General features: G+C 57.4%; 17 protein-coding genes. 11 read left to right on the forward strand and 6 right to left on the reverse strand.

Features of this window, described 5'->3' with window-relative positions; all coding sequences use genetic code 11:
• Positions 1-34: 34 nt before the first annotated feature.
• Complete coding sequence (gene modF, locus ACA108_06665; protein XEX97187.1) at positions 35-1504, reverse strand: molybdate ABC transporter ATP-binding protein ModF; 1470 nt, start codon at positions 1502-1504, stop codon at positions 35-37.
• Positions 1505-1579: 75 nt separating this feature from the next.
• Positions 1580-2371, reverse strand: coding sequence for a molybdenum-dependent transcriptional regulator (gene modE, locus ACA108_06670; GenBank protein XEX97188.1), 792 nt, complete (start codon positions 2369-2371; stop codon positions 1580-1582).
• A gap of 129 nt (positions 2372-2500) precedes the next feature.
• Here modE and ACA108_06675 point away from each other — a divergent pair, with 129 nt between their 5' ends.
• From ACA108_06675 to modC, 4 genes are all read left to right on the forward strand, one after another.
• Positions 2501-2653, forward strand: a complete 153-nt coding sequence (locus ACA108_06675; protein ID XEX97189.1) for an AcrZ family multidrug efflux pump-associated protein — start codon at positions 2501-2503, stop codon at positions 2651-2653.
• A gap of 294 nt (positions 2654-2947) precedes the next feature.
• On the forward strand, positions 2948-3724 hold the full coding sequence (gene modA / locus ACA108_06680; GenBank protein XEX97190.1) for a molybdate ABC transporter substrate-binding protein: 777 nt from the start codon (positions 2948-2950) through the stop codon (positions 3722-3724).
• The gene (gene modB, locus ACA108_06685) at positions 3721-4413 is read left to right on the forward strand and encodes a molybdate ABC transporter permease subunit (GenBank protein ID XEX97191.1); all 693 of its coding nucleotides are present in this window, start codon (positions 3721-3723) and stop codon (positions 4411-4413) included. Before modA ends, modB begins: the two co-directional genes overlap by 4 nt.
• Positions 4413-5471, forward strand: coding sequence for a molybdenum ABC transporter ATP-binding protein ModC (modC, locus tag ACA108_06690; protein XEX97192.1), 1059 nt, complete (start codon positions 4413-4415; stop codon positions 5469-5471). The genes modB and modC overlap by 1 nt, the downstream gene beginning before the upstream one ends.
• A 56-nt stretch (positions 5472-5527) precedes the next feature.
• Here the strand turns inward: modC and ACA108_06695 are convergent, their stop codons facing one another.
• Positions 5528-6346 (reverse strand): pyridoxal phosphatase, encoded by an 819-nt coding sequence (locus ACA108_06695; protein XEX97193.1) that lies wholly within the window; start codon positions 6344-6346, stop codon positions 5528-5530.
• 141 nt (positions 6347-6487) lie between these two features.
• Between ACA108_06695 and pgl the strand changes: the two genes are divergently transcribed.
• A complete protein-coding gene (gene pgl, locus ACA108_06700; GenBank protein XEX97194.1) occupies positions 6488-7486 on the forward strand; it encodes a 6-phosphogluconolactonase in 999 nt (332 codons plus the stop codon).
• 65 nt (positions 7487-7551) lie between these two features.
• Here the strand turns inward: pgl and ACA108_06705 are convergent, their stop codons facing one another.
• From ACA108_06705 to bioA, 3 genes are all read right to left on the reverse strand, one after another.
• The gene (locus ACA108_06705; GenBank protein XEX97195.1) at positions 7552-8850 is read right to left on the reverse strand and encodes a putative acyl-CoA thioester hydrolase; all 1299 of its coding nucleotides are present in this window, start codon (positions 8848-8850) and stop codon (positions 7552-7554) included.
• A 112-nt stretch (positions 8851-8962) separates the two neighbouring features.
• The gene (locus ACA108_06710) at positions 8963-9439 is read right to left on the reverse strand and encodes a kinase inhibitor (GenBank protein XEX97196.1); all 477 of its coding nucleotides are present in this window, start codon (positions 9437-9439) and stop codon (positions 8963-8965) included.
• A gap of 64 nt (positions 9440-9503) precedes the next feature.
• Entirely contained in the window at positions 9504-10793 is a 1290-nt protein-coding gene (gene bioA / locus ACA108_06715; GenBank protein ID XEX97197.1) for an adenosylmethionine--8-amino-7-oxononanoate transaminase, read from the reverse strand.
• An 89-nt stretch (positions 10794-10882) separates the two neighbouring features.
• Here bioA and bioB point away from each other — a divergent pair, with 89 nt between their 5' ends.
• The 6 genes from bioB (at position 10883) to ACA108_06745 (ending at position 15460) form a co-directional block, all read left to right on the forward strand.
• Positions 10883-11923, forward strand: a complete 1041-nt coding sequence (gene bioB, locus ACA108_06720; GenBank protein ID XEX97198.1) for a biotin synthase BioB — start codon at positions 10883-10885, stop codon at positions 11921-11923.
• On the forward strand, positions 11920-13074 hold the full coding sequence (gene bioF, locus ACA108_06725) for an 8-amino-7-oxononanoate synthase (GenBank protein ID XEX97199.1): 1155 nt from the start codon (positions 11920-11922) through the stop codon (positions 13072-13074). Before bioB ends, bioF begins: the two co-directional genes overlap by 4 nt.
• On the forward strand, positions 13055-13813 hold the full coding sequence (bioC, locus tag ACA108_06730; protein XEX97200.1) for a malonyl-ACP O-methyltransferase BioC: 759 nt from the start codon (positions 13055-13057) through the stop codon (positions 13811-13813). Before bioF ends, bioC begins: the two co-directional genes overlap by 20 nt.
• On the forward strand, positions 13806-14489 hold the full coding sequence (gene bioD / locus ACA108_06735; protein XEX97201.1) for a dethiobiotin synthase: 684 nt from the start codon (positions 13806-13808) through the stop codon (positions 14487-14489). Before bioC ends, bioD begins: the two co-directional genes overlap by 8 nt.
• A 172-nt stretch (positions 14490-14661) precedes the next feature.
• Positions 14662-14922: a hypothetical protein gene (locus ACA108_06740; GenBank protein XEX97202.1), complete on the forward strand. Its 261-nt coding sequence runs from the start codon at positions 14662-14664 to the stop codon at positions 14920-14922.
• A 16-nt stretch (positions 14923-14938) separates the two neighbouring features.
• On the forward strand, positions 14939-15460 hold the full coding sequence (locus ACA108_06745; GenBank protein XEX97203.1) for a helix-turn-helix transcriptional regulator: 522 nt from the start codon (positions 14939-14941) through the stop codon (positions 15458-15460).

Raw genomic sequence — 15460 nt, forward strand, 5'->3', positions numbered from 1 at the left:
CAGGCCGTGAAGGCCGCCTGCTCAGAAGGAAGATTTATAAGTCCTCGAACTCATAGCGATAGTTTTCACCTTCCGCCACAAAACTTAACCGCCTGGTGATGCATTCAGGCGCGTCTTCGGCATGGTGAGAAACAAACAGCAATTGGGTTTCGCCTTCGTCGATCAGGATGTCGACAAAACGGCGAACAAGCTGGCGGTTAAGCGGATCGAGCCCCTGCAACGGCTCATCCAGAATCAGCACGGTCGGGTGTTTGACCAGCGCTCGGGCGATAAGCGCCAGGCGTTGCTGTCCCCAGGAGAGGCTTTGGAAAGGCGCGTCGGCGATAGCGTTGTCCATGCCCAGCATATTCAGCCACTCGCGGGTGAGTTTCTGCTGGCGGTCCGACACGGGCTGATAAATACCGATAGAATCAAAGAAGCCGGAAAGAATCACGTTACGCACTGACGTGCTGACACGATATTCAAGGTGCAGGCTGCTGCTGACGTAGCCGATGTGCTTTTTAATATCCCATATTGTTTCACCGCTGCCGCGGCGGCGGCCAAAAAGCGTTAAATCGTTGCTGTAACCCTGCGGATGGTCCCCCGTTACAAGGCTCAGCAGCGTAGATTTACCCGCCCCGTTCGGCCCGACTATTTGCCAGTGCTCGCCGGGGTTAACGGTCCACGAAAGTTTATGCAGGATTGGCCTGTCATTATAGGTCACTACGCCATCGCGCAGAATAATCCGCGGCTCGCCTTCCGGCAGGGTGTGCCGCGCGCTGGGATCGTCTGCTTCCGGAAGCGCCACGCCAGCCAGCTTTTCGCTGTGCGCAAGCTGGGCGATTAACGCCTGTTCCAGCAGCTTTTCCTTTTCCCCCGTCTCGATAAGCGTGCAGTCGGCCAGCACGCCCGCATGCTGCACAAAACCAGGGATTTCATCAAAGCGGTTTAGCACCAGCACCAGCGTGTAGCCGTGACCGCTTAGCTCGCCCAGCAATGCGGCCAGCTGCTCGCGGGACTTTACGTCCAGCCCGTCAAAAGGCTCGTCCAGAATCAGTAACTCCGGCTTTGGCATCAGCGCCTGACACAGCAGGGTTTTGCGCGTTTCACCGGTTGAAAGGTATTTGAAGCGGCGGGAGAGCAGGTGAGTTATCCCGAACAGCGCGGCCAGCTTTTCACAACGTTCGGCATCTTTCACCTCTTCCTGGATGATTTCGGCGGTCGTGCGTCCGGTGTCGTCTTCGTCCGGGCTGAGCATATCGGTGTTGTTGCGCTGCCACTCGTCGCTGACCAGCTTCTGAAGCTGTTCAAAAGAGAGATGGGCGATGCGGGGGAAGCCGCAGGTGCGCTCGCCCAAAAGCTGCGGCAAGGTTCCCGCCAGTGCACGGGCCAGGGCTGATTTACCGCTGCCGTTTGCGCCGACAAAGGCCCAGCTTTCACCGGAGCGAATAATCAGGTCGTTGAGAAGTAGAGTTTTAGTGTCGCTTAGGCGAAAAGTACCTTGCGAGATTTGCAACGCAGACATGTGTCATCCCATTTTTTGCAGTGATGACCCCAGAATTACGGAATGTCCGCGCGCTTGTCAATTCGCCCGACGGATTTAGCACAGCGTGGCGATAATAACCCGGTCGGCATTAAAAAATGCTATGACCTCAGAGCCTTCCGCCAGATGCTGATGCTCCACGACGCTATTGGGCACCGTAGCGCAAAGCGTTTGGCCGTCCGGAAGATGAACCAGCACTTCGCTCTGTTCTGCCCCTTGCTGAATACTTTGTACTTTGCCCGGCAGGCGGTTATCCGCATGGCCTGCACGCTTTTCATCAGTAGTGATTTCCACCCACGGCGCTTTGATCAGCACCAGCACCTCTTTGCCCTCGCTAAGGCTCAGACGCTCGGCGCTCTGTCGTGTAACGGCGGCTTTCAGCTGTGTTGTGCCATCGGCAAGCAGGATGTCGATATGCTGCTGAACCTGTTCGCTGTCGCGGTGCAGCACGGTGCCAAAAAGCTGGTTGCGGGCGCTGGTTTGCAGGGAGAAACGGGAGATCGCCGCCAGCAGGCTGTCCAGCGGCAGGGCGTCATCGCGCAGCACGTCGAAAGCTTTCTGCTGGATTTGCGCGAGCAGTTCATAAAGCTGAATGAGACGCTCACCGTAGCGGGTGACGACGGCACCGCCGCCGCCTTTGCCGCCGGTGGCGCGCTCTACCAGCGTCTCTTCGGTGAGCTGGTTCATTTCGTTGATGGCATCCCAGGCGCTTTTATAGCTGATGCCCGCAAGCTTTGCCCCCTGGCTGATGGAGCCGGTATGCTGAATCTGTTTCAGCAGCGCGATGCGACGAGGATCGGCGAACAGCCGCTGCTGGAGCTTCAGCGTGAGTAAAATTTCAGCCTGCATAACCTCTCCGGTAAAAGAAAAACGCCATTTTCCTCTATTGCGCCGCCGCGGGCAAATGGCACAAAAGGAGGATGCGTTTTTCTGCAGGGTCGGTAGAATAGACCCTCTCACTTTTCACTTGAGGCAATTATGTTAGAGTTATTGAAAAGTCTGCTATTTGCCGTGGTCATGGTGCCTGTTGTGATGGCAGTGATCCTCGGTCTAATCTACGGATTGGGTGAAGTCTTCAACGTCTTCTCGAAAGCTGGTCACCGCGACCAGCAGCCAAAGCAACACCCTTGATTTCCAGACGCCCGCATTCGCGGGCGTTTTTTATTGCTGACAAAAAAGGAAAAAGCGTGGTTTTTCCTTTTTTGTGTTTATCAGCCGAAAATCGATAAATAGATTTTCCTTGTTATTTTCCTGATGCGATCTAATCGCTTCGTTACCGTTAAGAGTATTTCATTCGTCTGAGACGCCCGCATTCGCGGGCGTTTCTTATTAAAGCCCTTTCTTTTTCTGCCGATAAGTTCTGTATATTCCTGTTCAGTATCGTTATATTAATGACTACATAACGAAACTCAGTGGAGTAATAACATGGCTAAGCAGTGGGTACGTCTCGCTTTGGGCGCAGCATTGAGCGTCAGTCTTGCCGGTCAGGCAGCTGCTGATAACAGCAAAATTACCGTTTTCGCCGCCGCATCGCTGACAAACGCGATGCAGGATATTGCCACCCAGTATCAGAAAGGCAAGAATGTTAAGGTGGCCTCTTCCTTCGCCTCTTCTTCCACCCTTGCGCGCCAGATAGAAGCGGGCGCGCCTGCGGATCTTTTTATCTCTGCCGATCAGAAATGGATGGACTACGCGGTCAGCAAAGACGCCATTAAAACCGACAGCCGTGAAACGCTGCTTGGCAATAGCCTGGTTGTTGTCGCACCGAAAGACAGCAAGGTGGGCGATGTAGACATCAACGCCAAAACTGACTGGGCCGCACTGCTGAAGGGGGGGAGACTGGCGGTGGGCGATCCTGACCACGTTCCTGCCGGGATTTACGCTAAAGAAGCGCTGCAAAAACTGGGGGCCTGGGATACGCTATCAACGAAACTCGCTCCTGCTGAAGACGTGCGCGGCGCGCTGGCGCTGGTGGAGCGCGATGAGGCGCCGCTGGGTATTGTCTACGGCTCGGATGCCGTTGCCAGCAAAGGCGTGAAGGTCACAGGAACCTTCCCGGAAGACTCCCATAAGAAAGTGGAATACCCTATCGCCATTGTTAAAGGCCACGATAACCCAACCGTTACCGCGTTCTATGGCTACCTGAAAGGACCGGAAGCGGCTGCAATCTTCCAACGTTACGGATTCACGACTAAACAATGATATTGACCGATCCCGAATGGCAGGCGCTGCTGCTGAGCCTGAAAGTCTCCACCCTGGCGGTGCTGTTTAGCCTTCCTTTTGGGATCTTCTTTGCCTGGGTGCTGGTGCGATGTCGCTTCCCGGGCAAGGCCCTGCTCGACAGTATTATTCATCTTCCCCTTGTGCTGCCCCCCGTCGTGGTGGGCTATCTGCTGCTGGTTGCCATGGGTCGCCGCGGCTTTCTTGGGGCATGGATTTACGACGTGTTTGGCATTATCTTCGCGTTCAGCTGGCGGGGGGCCGTGCTGGCCGCCGCCGTGATGTCCTTTCCGCTGATGGTGCGGGCGATCCGCCTGGCGCTGGAAGGGGTGGATATCAAACTAGAACAGGCCGCCCGTACGCTGGGGGCCGGGCGCTGGCGCGTATTCTGCACAATTACCCTGCCGCTCACCTTACCGGGCATTATCGCCGGGACGGTGTTGGCCTTTGCCCGCTCGCTGGGCGAGTTCGGTGCCACTATTACCTTCGTTTCCAACATTCCGGGGGAAACGCGCACCCTTCCTTCGGCGATGTACACCCTGATTCAGACGCCGGGCGGCGAGAGTGCGGCCGCAAGGCTGTGCGTTATCTCCATTGTGCTGGCAATGGTTTCCCTGCTGGTGGCCGAATGGCTGGCGCGCCAGAGTCGCAAACGGATAGGGACTGAGTAATGCTGGAGCTTAATTTTGTGCAGACGCTGGGCGACCACCGGCTGGCAATCAACGAAACGCTGCCGGGGCAGGGCATTACGGCTGTGTTCGGGGTATCGGGCGCGGGAAAAACGTCGTTGATCAACGCGATAAGCGGACTGACGCGGCCGGAGCAGGGAAAGATTGTGCTCAACGACCGGGTGCTTAGCGACGCGGAGAATAAACGTTTTCTCGCCCCTGAAAAGCGCCGCATTGGCTATGTTTTCCAGGATGCGCGCCTGTTCCCGCACTACAAAGTTCGCGGCAATCTGAAATATGGCATGGTGAAAAGCGCGTCAGACCAGTTCGATAAGCTGGTGGCGCTGCTCGGCATTGAAGAGTTGTTAGACCGCCTCCCGTGGAGCCTGTCCGGGGGCGAGAAGCAGCGCGTGGCTATCGGGCGGGCGCTGTTGACCTCGCCGGAGCTGCTGCTGCTGGACGAACCGCTGGCCTCGCTGGACATCCCCCGCAAGCGCGAACTGCTGCCGTACCTGCAGCGGCTTGCCCGGGAAATAAATATTCCGATGCTTTATGTCAGCCACTCGCTGGAAGAGATCCTCCATCTGGCGGACAAGGTGCTGGTGCTGGACGGCGGCGAGGTGAAAGCCTTCGGCAATCTGGAAGAGGTGTGGGGCAGCAGCGTGATGCACCCCTGGCTGCCAAAAGAACAGCAAAGTAGCGTGCTGAAGGTAACGGTGCTTGAGCATCACCCGCACTACGCGATGACCGCGCTGGCGCTGGGCGATCAGCACCTCTGGGTCAACAGGCTGGATAAGCCGCTGCAGGCCCCGCTGCGTATCCGCATTCAGGCATCAGACGTTTCGCTGATCCTTCAGCCCCCGGTTAACAGCAGCATCCGTAACGTGCTGCGCGCGAAGGTCGCGCAGTGTTACGACGATGAAGGGCAGGTTGAGGTGCAGCTTGAAGTGGGTGGCAGAACGCTGTGGGCGCGCATCAGTCCCTGGGCGCGGGATGAGCTGGCCATTAAACCCGGACAGTGGCTCTACGCACAGGTCAAAAGCGTGTCGATAACGACCTGACAGATTCGGGCATTAGCTGGGTGGATAAGTGCAGCGTCATCCACCGTTTATTGCAGCTAAATTAAATGCTTATAAATCGTCCCGGCGATGCCCGCTTCAAGGTTTGTACCAATTACCAGGTCAGCGCGGGCCTTAATGGCCTCGTCGGCGTTGCCCATCGCGACGCCCAGACCTGCGGCCTCGAGCATGCTCAAATCGTTAAAGTTATCGCCAAACGCGATGACCTGCTCCATAGACAGCCCTTCGGACTCCACCCACTGCGCCAGGCGTTTGCCTTTGCTGTTCCCGCGCTGCGCCACGTCGACCTGATCGTGCCACGACCATTCACACGCTAATCCCAGCTGCTCTTCGACCGAGCGGGCGAAATTTTGCAGCTTCGGAATAGCTTCATCGGTCAGCGCAAATTTCCAGATGGCGTCCACTTCATGTGCGGCTTCACGCAGGGAATTCACATGGCGGAACACCGGGCGCTGGGCTTCCGGCAGAGACCGGGCCCAGTTTTCGGTACGAGTAACGTGGCCCGTCGGGCGCTGATAGAGCATCGCGTTATCGACGTACATCAGCCCGTGAACGTCATGCGCATCGAGTAAATCAATGAGCTGCGTCGCCTGCGCTGGCTGCAACGGATCGGCAGTCAGCACCTTTTTTGCATGATAATCATACAAATAGGTGCCATTACAGCAAATTGCAGGTGTATCTAAAGCCAGTGCCTGATAAAAAGGATGGATGGCAACGTGATGGCGACCGGTCACGATGACCACTTTGTAGCCCGATTCGCGGGCGCGCTCGAGCGCCGCCAGCGACTCCGGCAGAATGGTTTTTTGCGGCGTCAGGAGGGTGCCGTCCAGATCCAGGGCGATTACTCGATAAGTCATTTGTTATTCCAGTCAAATTCAAGCCGTAAGGTCTAAGCCGATGGTACACCGCCTGGCGCATTGTGCAAAATTGTGACCCAGAGCGGCAAAACGGACTACCCTTGTGACTATTACTCAAGACGTTGGGAGGAACGAGATTTCATGAAACAAACAGTCTATACCGCCAGCCCCGAAAGCCAGCAAATCCATGTCTGGTCTTTGAATTCACAGGGCGAGCTGACGCTTGTTCAGGTGGTGGATGCCCCAGGCCAGGTCCAGCCGATGGTAATCAGCCCCGATAAGCGCTTCCTGTATGTTGGCGTACGCCCTGACTTCCGGGTGATTGCCTATCGTATCGCGCCGGACGATGGCCGCCTGAGCGAAGCTGGTGCCTCAGCGCTGCCGGGTAGCCCAACGCACATCTCAACCGATCGTCAGGGTAAATTCCTGTTCAGCGCTTCTTACAACGCAGGCAGCGTCAGCGTGACCCCGCTGGGTGAGGATGGCCTGCCGGGTAATGTCGTGTATCAGGCTGAAGGGCTGGAAGGCTGCCACTCGGCGAACATCTCGCCGGACAACCGCACGCTATGGGTGCCCGCGCTGAAACAGGATCGTATCTGCCTGTTTACGCTGTCTGACGACGGCGCGCTGAGGGCGCAAACCCCGGCAGAAGTGACTACCGTTGAAGGGGCCGGACCGCGCCATATGGCGTTCCATCCTAACCAGCAATATGCGTACTGCGTGAATGAGCTGAACAGCTCGGTAGACGTGTGGGAACTGAAAGATCCTAACGGCAAAATCGAATGCGTGCAGACGCTGGACATCATGCCGCCGGACTTTGCGGACACACGCTGGGCGGCCGATATCCATATTACCCCGGACGGGCGTCACCTCTATACCTGTGACCGTACCGCCAGCGTCATCACCGTATTCAGCGTTTCCGAGGACGGCAGCGTACTGGCTATCGAAGGCTACCAGCCGACGGAAACCCAGCCGCGCGGCTTCAACGTCGATCACAGTGGGAAATACCTGATTGCCGCAGGCCAGAAATCCCACCATATCGCGGTGTACGAGATTAAAGGCGTGCAGGGGCTGCTGGAAGAGAAGGGGCGCTATGCGGTTGGCCAGGGCCCGATGTGGGTTGTGGTTAACGCCCACTAACCGCGGGAAAGAGTATAAAAAAACCTCGCGTCTGCGAGGTTTTTATTTTTCAGGAAGCGGTGAAATTATTCACTGACAACCTTGCTGCCCGCGCCGCGGTTGTTGTACTCCCACAGGCGGTTAGCAGCAGTATCATTCAGATCGCGCTGCATCTCGCCTTTCTCGCCTTTGGTACCAACGTTGCCAGCAAACGGACGCTTCGATCCCAGCGCATCGCCCCACGGCTTAGCCGAGTTGAAGCCTTCGTTGAGCGCGCTGTCACGGATGACAACCTGGCCGTTAGAAGTCTGCCCGGCGGTATAGCCGTTTTCAGACGCTTCCAGATCCCAGGCGCGACCCAGCTGTGCGGTGTTATCGCCAGCAGCGGTAAAGCGGCTATTGATAGCAAGGAAGCCGTAGAACATGTTCGGCAGGGTAGCCGGGGCAAAAACGGAGCCTTCTTTCGTGCGGGTATCGACCAGGCGGAATTCAGTGTTATCGAACACCACGGCGCCGCGACCGGCAACCACATCCACATCGCCTTCGATGTAGCTGTTAGTGACCTGAGTGCGGGTCTGGCGGTTCGCTAACATGCGGTTCTGCACGTCGCTGTTGGTCACGAAGAAGGTATTCTGGCGGCCCAGCAGGTGCACATTGTTCAGCTGAACTTTGTCGCCGTCCGTACGCAGCGCAACGGCCTGATGGTTTGTTGCGTCAACGCTATCGCCCAGGGTGTTTGCGATGGTCAGGTTCTGCAGTTGCAAACCGCTGTTCTGGGACCAGACGACGGCGGAACACATCACGCCAACGGTCGCGGCACGGCGGCTCAGGCAGTTATCAAACATATACCAGGCTGGTTTACCCGGCATATATTTGCCCGAAGGGTTCACGGTGCGGCGCCAGGTTGCAACATCAATTTCAGAATCCAGAGGCTGGACGATTTTTACGTCTGCAGCGTCGTCGGTGGTGCCATACAGCGTCACGCTACCGGAAGAAGCCGGGATATAAACGGTACCCGCATACTCGCCCGGCTGAATGGCGATGTACTGACGCGAGCTGCTGTGTTTCGCAATCGCCGCGTCAACCGCTGCCTGAATTGAGGTATGGGTCACGCCCTCGCCGCCCGCAGCGCCGACCACGAAATCAGGCTGCTGAGGAAGACGGATAGAAGAAGGTGCCCACGGCGCTTCGTCTTTATTCATCGAAGAGAAATAGCGTGCCGGTACAAAGTTCTGCGCTTCATCCGCGGACAGGATCGGACGGGACTGGGTGCCCGGAGCTTCCTGGGTGGACGGACGGTCTTCCGGTGGCGTTGAGCTACAGGCGCTCAATGCAACGGCAAATGCGAGCGCGGCGGCCCGACGAGTAACCGATAGTGTGTTCAAGGTTGCTCCTTGCTGTGAAAGGGTAAAAAGGGGATGCCAAAGGCCTGCATTTTTATACTAAGTTGAGCGATACGGGAAGCCGATTTATACAATCGGCCTCATAAAGACGGGGTTAGCTGAACATGGCGGTGATGGAGGCGCTGGCTAACGCGTGGAAATGGACGTTAAAGCCCACCATTGCGCCTGATGCATTTTCATCCACCTCAAGCTTTTCAACCTCCAGAGCGTGAACGGTGAAAATATAGCGGTGGGTCTCGCCTTTTGGCGGCGCGGCGCCGCCGTAACCCGCTTTGCCAAAGTCGGTACGGGTCTGAACGGCGGGCTCCGGTAACTCGACAAGATCCGAACCTGACCCCTGTGGCAGCACGCGAGTATCGGCAGGCAGGTTCGCAACTACCCAGTGCCACCAGCCTGAGCCGGTAGGCGCATCCGGGTCATAGCAGGTAACCACAAAGCTTTTGGTTCCCGCTGGTACATCATCCCAAGCCAGATGGGGGGAAATATTATCCCCCTCGTAGCCCATGCCGTTGAACACATGGCGGGCAGGGAGTTTTTCGCCCTCTTTGATGTCCTGACTGATCAGTTTCATAAACCGCTCCTTGCAAGTTAAAGATCCACCAAGTGTAGTGTATCCGGGCGGGGGATGCAGGCGGTTAGCGTCTGAAAAAATCCGGGTTTTTCACGGCAGCGGACACCGCCGCTATGAGCTTAGCAAGCTGTTCAGACGCGATAACGTAAGGCGGCATCAGATAAATCAGCTTGCCGAACGGGCGGATCCACACGCCCTGTTCGACGAAGAACGCCTGGAGTGCGGCCATATCCACAGGATGATGCATCTCCACAACGCCAATGGCTCCCAACACGCGAACATCTGCAACCAGCCCGCACTCCTGCAAAGGTTTTAACCCGGAATTTAACTGCTCCTCGATGACCTGGACATGGTCCTGCCAGCAGCTCTCGTCTAACAGGGCGAGACTTTCCGCAGCGACAGCGCACGCCAACGGATTGCCCATAAAAGTCGGGCCGTGCATGAAACAGCCCGCCTCGCCGTCACTGATGGTTTCCGCAACTTCGCGGGTTGCGAGAGTAGCCGACAGCGTCATTGTACCGCCCGTCAGCGCTTTGCCCAGGCACATAATATCCGGCGAAATACCAGCATGATCGCAGGCGAAAAGTTTGCCGGTGCGGCCAAAGCCGGTTGCGATTTCATCGGCAATCAGCAGGATGCCCTCACGGTCACACATTTTGCGGATGCGACGCAGCCATTCCGGATGATAGAAACGCATGCCGCCAGCCCCCTGCACGATAGGTTCAAGGATCACGGCGGCGATTTCCTGACGGTGGGCGGCCATCAGGCGCGCAAACGGCACGATATCCATCTCATCCCAGTCATCTTCAAAGCCGCACTGCGGAGCCGGGGCGAACAGGTGCTCGGGTAAATATCCCTGCCAGAGGCGGTGCATGGAGTTATCCGGATCGCAGACGGACATTGCGCCGAAGGTATCGCCGTGGTAGCCGTGGCGGAAGGTCAGAAAACGTTGACGAGGTTCGCCTTTGGCATGCCAGTACTGCAGCGCCATTTTCATCGCCACCTCAACGGCCACCGAACCCGAGTCGGCCAGGAATACGCATTCAAGCGGCTCCGGCGTTATGGCGACAAGCTTCTGGCACAGCGCCACCGCAGGGGGATGGGTGATGCCGCCAAACATGACGTGGGACATCTGGTCAATCTGCGTTTTCATCGCCTGGTTCAGGCGCGGATGGTTATAGCCGTGAATCGCAGCCCACCACGATGACATACCGTCCACCAGCTGCCTGCCATCTGCAAGCTGCAGCTCACAGCCAGCAGCTGAAACTACCGGGTAGACCGGTAGCGGGCGCGTCATGGACGTGTAGGGATGCCAGATATGTTGTTGGTCGAATGTTAAATCAGCAGGCGTCATAGGGTGACTTGTAAACCATTTTAAAAACATTTAGGTTTACAAGTATAACGTCAATCAACGGCTAACAACACCCCTTTTGGAGACGCCCCATGGCTCACCACGCTCGCTGGTCAATGTCGCAGGTCACTGCTTTATTTGAAAAACCTTTGCTGGATCTGCTTTTCGAAGCGCAGCAAATCCACCGTCAGCACTTCGATCCCCGGCACGTGCAGGTCAGCACGCTACTGTCGATTAAAACCGGCGCCTGCCCGGAAGACTGCAAATATTGCCCGCAGAGCGCGCGCTATAAAACCGGGCTGGAGTCGGAGCGCCTGATGGAGGTTGAACAGGTTCTGGACGCCGCTCGCAAAGCCCGCAACGCTGGCTCCACCCGCTTTTGTATGGGCGCGGCATGGAAGAACCCGAACGATCGGGACATGCCCTATCTGGAGCAGATGGTGCAGGGCGTCCGTGAAATGGGGATGGAAACCTGCATGACGCTGGGCACGTTAACCGATGCCCAGGCGCAGCGGCTGGCGGCGGCAGGGCTGGATTACTACAACCATAACCTGGACACCTCGCCGGAATTTTACGGCAACATCATTACCACGCGCACCTACCAGGAGCGTCTGGATACGCTGGGTAAAGTACGCGATGCGGGTATCAAAGTGTGCTCCGGCGGGATTGTCGGCCTGGGTGAAACGGTCAAAGACCGGGCGGGTCTGCTGCTCCAGCTGGCGAACCTGCCTACGCCGCCGGAAAGCGTGCCGATCAACATGCTGGTGAAAGTGAAGGGCACGCCGCTTGCGGATAACGACGACGTGGATGCCTTTGATTTTATTCGTACCATTGCGATTGCGCGCATCATGATGCCAGCTTCCTTTGTGCGCCTTTCGGCAGGGCGCGAGCAGATGAGCGAGCAGACTCAGGCGATGTGCTTTATGGCGGGCGCAAATTCCATCTTCTACGGCTGCAAGCTGCTCACCACGCCTAATCCGGAAGAGGACAAAGACGTTCAGCTGTTCCGCAAGCTGGGACTGAATCCGCAGCAGACGACCACGGAAGCAGGGGATAACGAACAGCAGCAGCAGCTGGCCGCTCAGCTGCTCAACGCCGACACCGACAAGTATTACAACGCGGCGGCGATATGAGCTGGCAGGTCAGAGTTGAGCAGGCGCTTGCCGACCGGCGGGCCAGCGACAGTTTCCGCACCAGACAGGTTAACGAGCGTGGAATCGGACGCTTTTTAGTCGCGAATGGGATGCGGCATCTCAACTTTTCCAGCAATGATTATCTGGGCCTCAGCCAGCATCCGGAAATTATCCGCGCCTGGCAAACGGGCGCGGAGAAATACGGGGTAGGCAGCGGCGGCTCCGGGCACGTAACGGGTTACAGCACTCCGCATTACCAGCTTGAGCAGGAGCTTGCCGACTGGCTTGGCTTTTCTCGCGCGCTGCTGTTTATCTCTGGCTTTGCCGCAAACCAGGCCGTTATCACCGCGCTGGTGCAAAAGCAGGACCGAATCCTTGCGGACAGGCTCAGCCACGCCTCGCTGCTGGAAGCGGCGATGCTCAGCCCGGCGCAGCTGCGCCGGTTTGCCCATAACGACGTTCAGTCTCTCTCTCAGCTTCTCACCCTGCCTTGTGAAGGCCAAAAGCTGGTGGTCACCGAGGGTGTTTTCAGCATGGACGGCGACCAGGCTCCGCTGGAAGCTATCGCTTCAACTACGCATAGCGTTGGCGGCTGGCTGATGGTGGATGACGCGCACGGAATCGGCGTGTTGGGTGATGAAGGGCGGGGGAGCTGTCACCACCGGCAGATCAAGCCTGACCTGCTGGTCATCACGTTCGGCAAGGCCTTTGGCATGAGCGGGGCGGCGGTCTTGTGCAATGACGATGTCGCTGATTATCTGCTGCAATTTGCCCGCCATCTCATCTACAGCACCGCTATGCCGCCTCCCCAGGCCACGGCGCTTTCAGCAGCGTTAGCCGTCATTCGCAATGGGGATGAACAGCGTTCACGTCTGCGGGAAAACATCGCGCAATTTCGGGAAGGGGCGGCGCGGCTGCCGCTCACGCTGATAGATTCCCAGACCGCCATTCAGCCGCTGATAGTTGGGGAAAATGCCCGCACGCTGGAGCTTGCAGCGGGAATGCGCGAGCGGGGTTTCTGGCTGACTGCTATTCGGCCACCGACAGTACCGAATGGCAGCGCGCGCCTGCGCGTTACGCTCACTGCCAGCCATACAAGCCGTGATATCGAAACGTTACTGGAGGCGCTTTATGACGAAACCCGTGGATAAACTCGCCGTTGCAAAGGCGTTCGGGCGCGCCGCCGCCAACTACGATAACTTTGCCGAACTCCAGCGCCTTAGCGGTAACTATCTTATCAGACGTCTGGCTGGCGTAACGGCCGCAAAAGTACTGGATGCAGGCTGTGGCACCGGCTGGTTCAGTCGTTACTGGCAGGCGCAGGGCAGCAGCGTGACGGCGCTGGATCTCTCCGCAACTATGCTCACTCAGGCCCGTGAAAATCAGGCCGCGCAGGTCTATCTTGAGGGCGACATTGAGTCGCTGCCGCTGGCTGACGAGCAGGTGGATCTTGCCTGGAGCAACCTGGCCGTGCAGTGGTGCAGTGACCTACGCAGGGGGCTGAGCGAGCTTTACCGGGTGACCCGCCCCGGGGGACGAGTTGCTTTTACCACGGTAGCAGAAGGCTCGCTGCCCGAACTGCATGCCGCATGGCAGGCGGTGGACGACCGTCCGCACGCCAACGCTTTTTTATCGCAAAGCGAAATCGAAACTGCCTGCGCAGGCTGGCGAGCAACAGTCCATTTAGAAGAAATAACCCAGTCTTTTCCAGATGTGATGAGCGCCATGCGTACGCTGAAAGGCATAGGCGCTACGCATCTTCACGACGGGCGTAAAAACGCGCTGATGACCCGTCAGCAGCTACAGCGCCTGAGCCTTGCCTGGCCGAAGCAAAACGGCGAGTTTCCGTTAACCTGGCGGCTGGTTTCTGGAGTAATTGAACGTGATTAAAAAATGGTTTGTGACCGGCACGGATACCGAAGTTGGTAAAACGGTGGCCAGCTGCGCCTTATTGCAGGCAGCGGGAATGGCTGGCTATAGGACGGCGGGCTATAAGCCGGTGGCCTCAGGCAGCGAAATGACGCCGCAGGGGATCCGTAACGGCGACGCGCTGTCCCTGCAGCGCAACAGCAATCAGGTTCTTCGCTATGAACAGGTTAACCCTCTGGCATTTCTGGAGCCGACTTCTCCGCATATCATCAGCGCGGAGGAGGGCAGGCCAATTAAATTTTCTGCGCTATCTGCTGGTCTGAACGAACTGTGCCGGGTAGCTGATTGGGTGCAGGTCGAAGGGGCAGGAGGTTGGTTTACGCCTCTTTCTGAAAGCACCACATTTGCTGACTGGGCTATCGAAGAGCAGCTTCCCGTCATTCTGGTTGTTGGCGTTAAGCTCGGCTGTATTAACCATGCCATGTTAACGGCGCGGGCCGTGCAAAGCGCGGGTCTGCCGCTGGCAGGCTGGATTGCCAACGACGTGCAGCCAGCAGGCAAGCGCCACGCGGAATATATGGCAACCCTGATACGCGTGCTGCCTGCGCCGCTGCTGGGAGAGATTCCTTACCTGCCTGCGCTGGATGAAAATTGCCCCCTCGGTCACTACCTTGATTTAACCCCGCTTGCGAGCTGATTCGCAATTCTGAGCATTCCCTTTGCAATGCCCGAAAATAAATTCGGGCGCTGTTCCAGAAATCTTCCCAGCTCAAAAAACACGCTTCCCGACGTGAACAATAACGTATAAATTATCTGTGCATCGAGGTTGTCATATGACAACTGGTGTGGGATATTTATAAGGAAATTTTATGGCGCGTCGCATACATCCGCAAAAGGATATCGAAGCAGCATTAACCTACGCGGAAAGCCAGGGCTGGCGGATACTGCCGGGCGGCTCACACTGCTGGGGGAAAATGTTCTTCCCCTGGAATGATAAAACCTGTCGCTGCGGGGAGTTTTGTATCAGCTGCATCTGGAGCACGCCGCGAAACGCGGGAAATCATGCCCGGTTGATCAGACGGGTGGTCGACAAGTGCAGCCAGACTGCGGCTGAGGCGATTAAGCATTAATGACAAGGAGAGAGAGATGTCAGAATTCAGTTTTACGCTGATTTTTACGCTGCCCGAAGGCCAGCAGGATCCCGCCGTCTGGTTGGAAGCTCTGGGAGCAAACGGCTGTGACGACGCGCTGATTGGCATCGGCGTCACCGGGCGCATTGCACTGGATTTTATCCGCGAAGCCCCAACGGCAACGGCGGCCGTGGTATCCGCTATCGAGGACGTCAAACGTACTGTCCGTGGCGCAGCGCTTGTTGAGGTCACGCCAGATCTGGTGGGGTTAACGGACGTCGCCGAGCTGCTGGGCTATTCCCGGCAGTACATGCGCAAGGTCATGGTCAACCGGGCGGCGTTTCCGGCCCCGGTGCATGACGGAAAGACCGCGCTGTGGCATCTGGAAAGCGTCCTGCGCTGGCTGCGCGAAAACAAAGTCACGCAGGTGCCTTTGCCCTTGCTTGAGCTGTCAGCCGTGACCCGGCAGTGCAATCTTCAGCGTGAGCTCGCCGCGTTAGATGTCGCGCTGCAAAACCAGCTGGGTAAACTACACTAG

Source organism: Dryocola sp. LX212, from assembly GCA_041504365.1.
Taxonomy (GTDB): Bacteria; Pseudomonadota; Gammaproteobacteria; order Enterobacterales; family Enterobacteriaceae; genus Dryocola.

Coding starts and splice junctions, on each gene's coding strand:
- modF (XEX97187.1), bottom strand. CDS start 1,504: ATGTCTGCGTTGCAAATCTCGCAAGGTACTTTTCGCCTAAGCGACACT.
- modE (XEX97188.1), bottom strand. CDS start 2,371: ATGCAGGCTGAAATTTTACTCACGCTGAAGCTCCAGCAGCGGCTGTTC.
- ACA108_06675 (XEX97189.1), top strand. CDS start 2,501: ATGTTAGAGTTATTGAAAAGTCTGCTATTTGCCGTGGTCATGGTGCCT.
- modA (XEX97190.1), top strand. CDS start 2,948: ATGGCTAAGCAGTGGGTACGTCTCGCTTTGGGCGCAGCATTGAGCGTC.
- modB (XEX97191.1), top strand. CDS start 3,721: ATGATATTGACCGATCCCGAATGGCAGGCGCTGCTGCTGAGCCTGAAA.
- modC (XEX97192.1), top strand. CDS start 4,413: ATGCTGGAGCTTAATTTTGTGCAGACGCTGGGCGACCACCGGCTGGCA.
- ACA108_06695 (XEX97193.1), bottom strand. CDS start 6,346: ATGACTTATCGAGTAATCGCCCTGGATCTGGACGGCACCCTCCTGACG.
- pgl (XEX97194.1), top strand. CDS start 6,488: ATGAAACAAACAGTCTATACCGCCAGCCCCGAAAGCCAGCAAATCCAT.
- ACA108_06710 (XEX97196.1), bottom strand. CDS start 9,439: ATGAAACTGATCAGTCAGGACATCAAAGAGGGCGAAAAACTCCCTGCC.
- bioA (XEX97197.1), bottom strand. CDS start 10,793: ATGACGCCTGCTGATTTAACATTCGACCAACAACATATCTGGCATCCC.
- bioB (XEX97198.1), top strand. CDS start 10,883: ATGGCTCACCACGCTCGCTGGTCAATGTCGCAGGTCACTGCTTTATTT.
- bioF (XEX97199.1), top strand. CDS start 11,920: ATGAGCTGGCAGGTCAGAGTTGAGCAGGCGCTTGCCGACCGGCGGGCC.
- bioC (XEX97200.1), top strand. CDS start 13,055: ATGACGAAACCCGTGGATAAACTCGCCGTTGCAAAGGCGTTCGGGCGC.
- ACA108_06740 (XEX97202.1), top strand. CDS start 14,662: ATGGCGCGTCGCATACATCCGCAAAAGGATATCGAAGCAGCATTAACC.
- ACA108_06745 (XEX97203.1), top strand. CDS start 14,939: ATGTCAGAATTCAGTTTTACGCTGATTTTTACGCTGCCCGAAGGCCAG.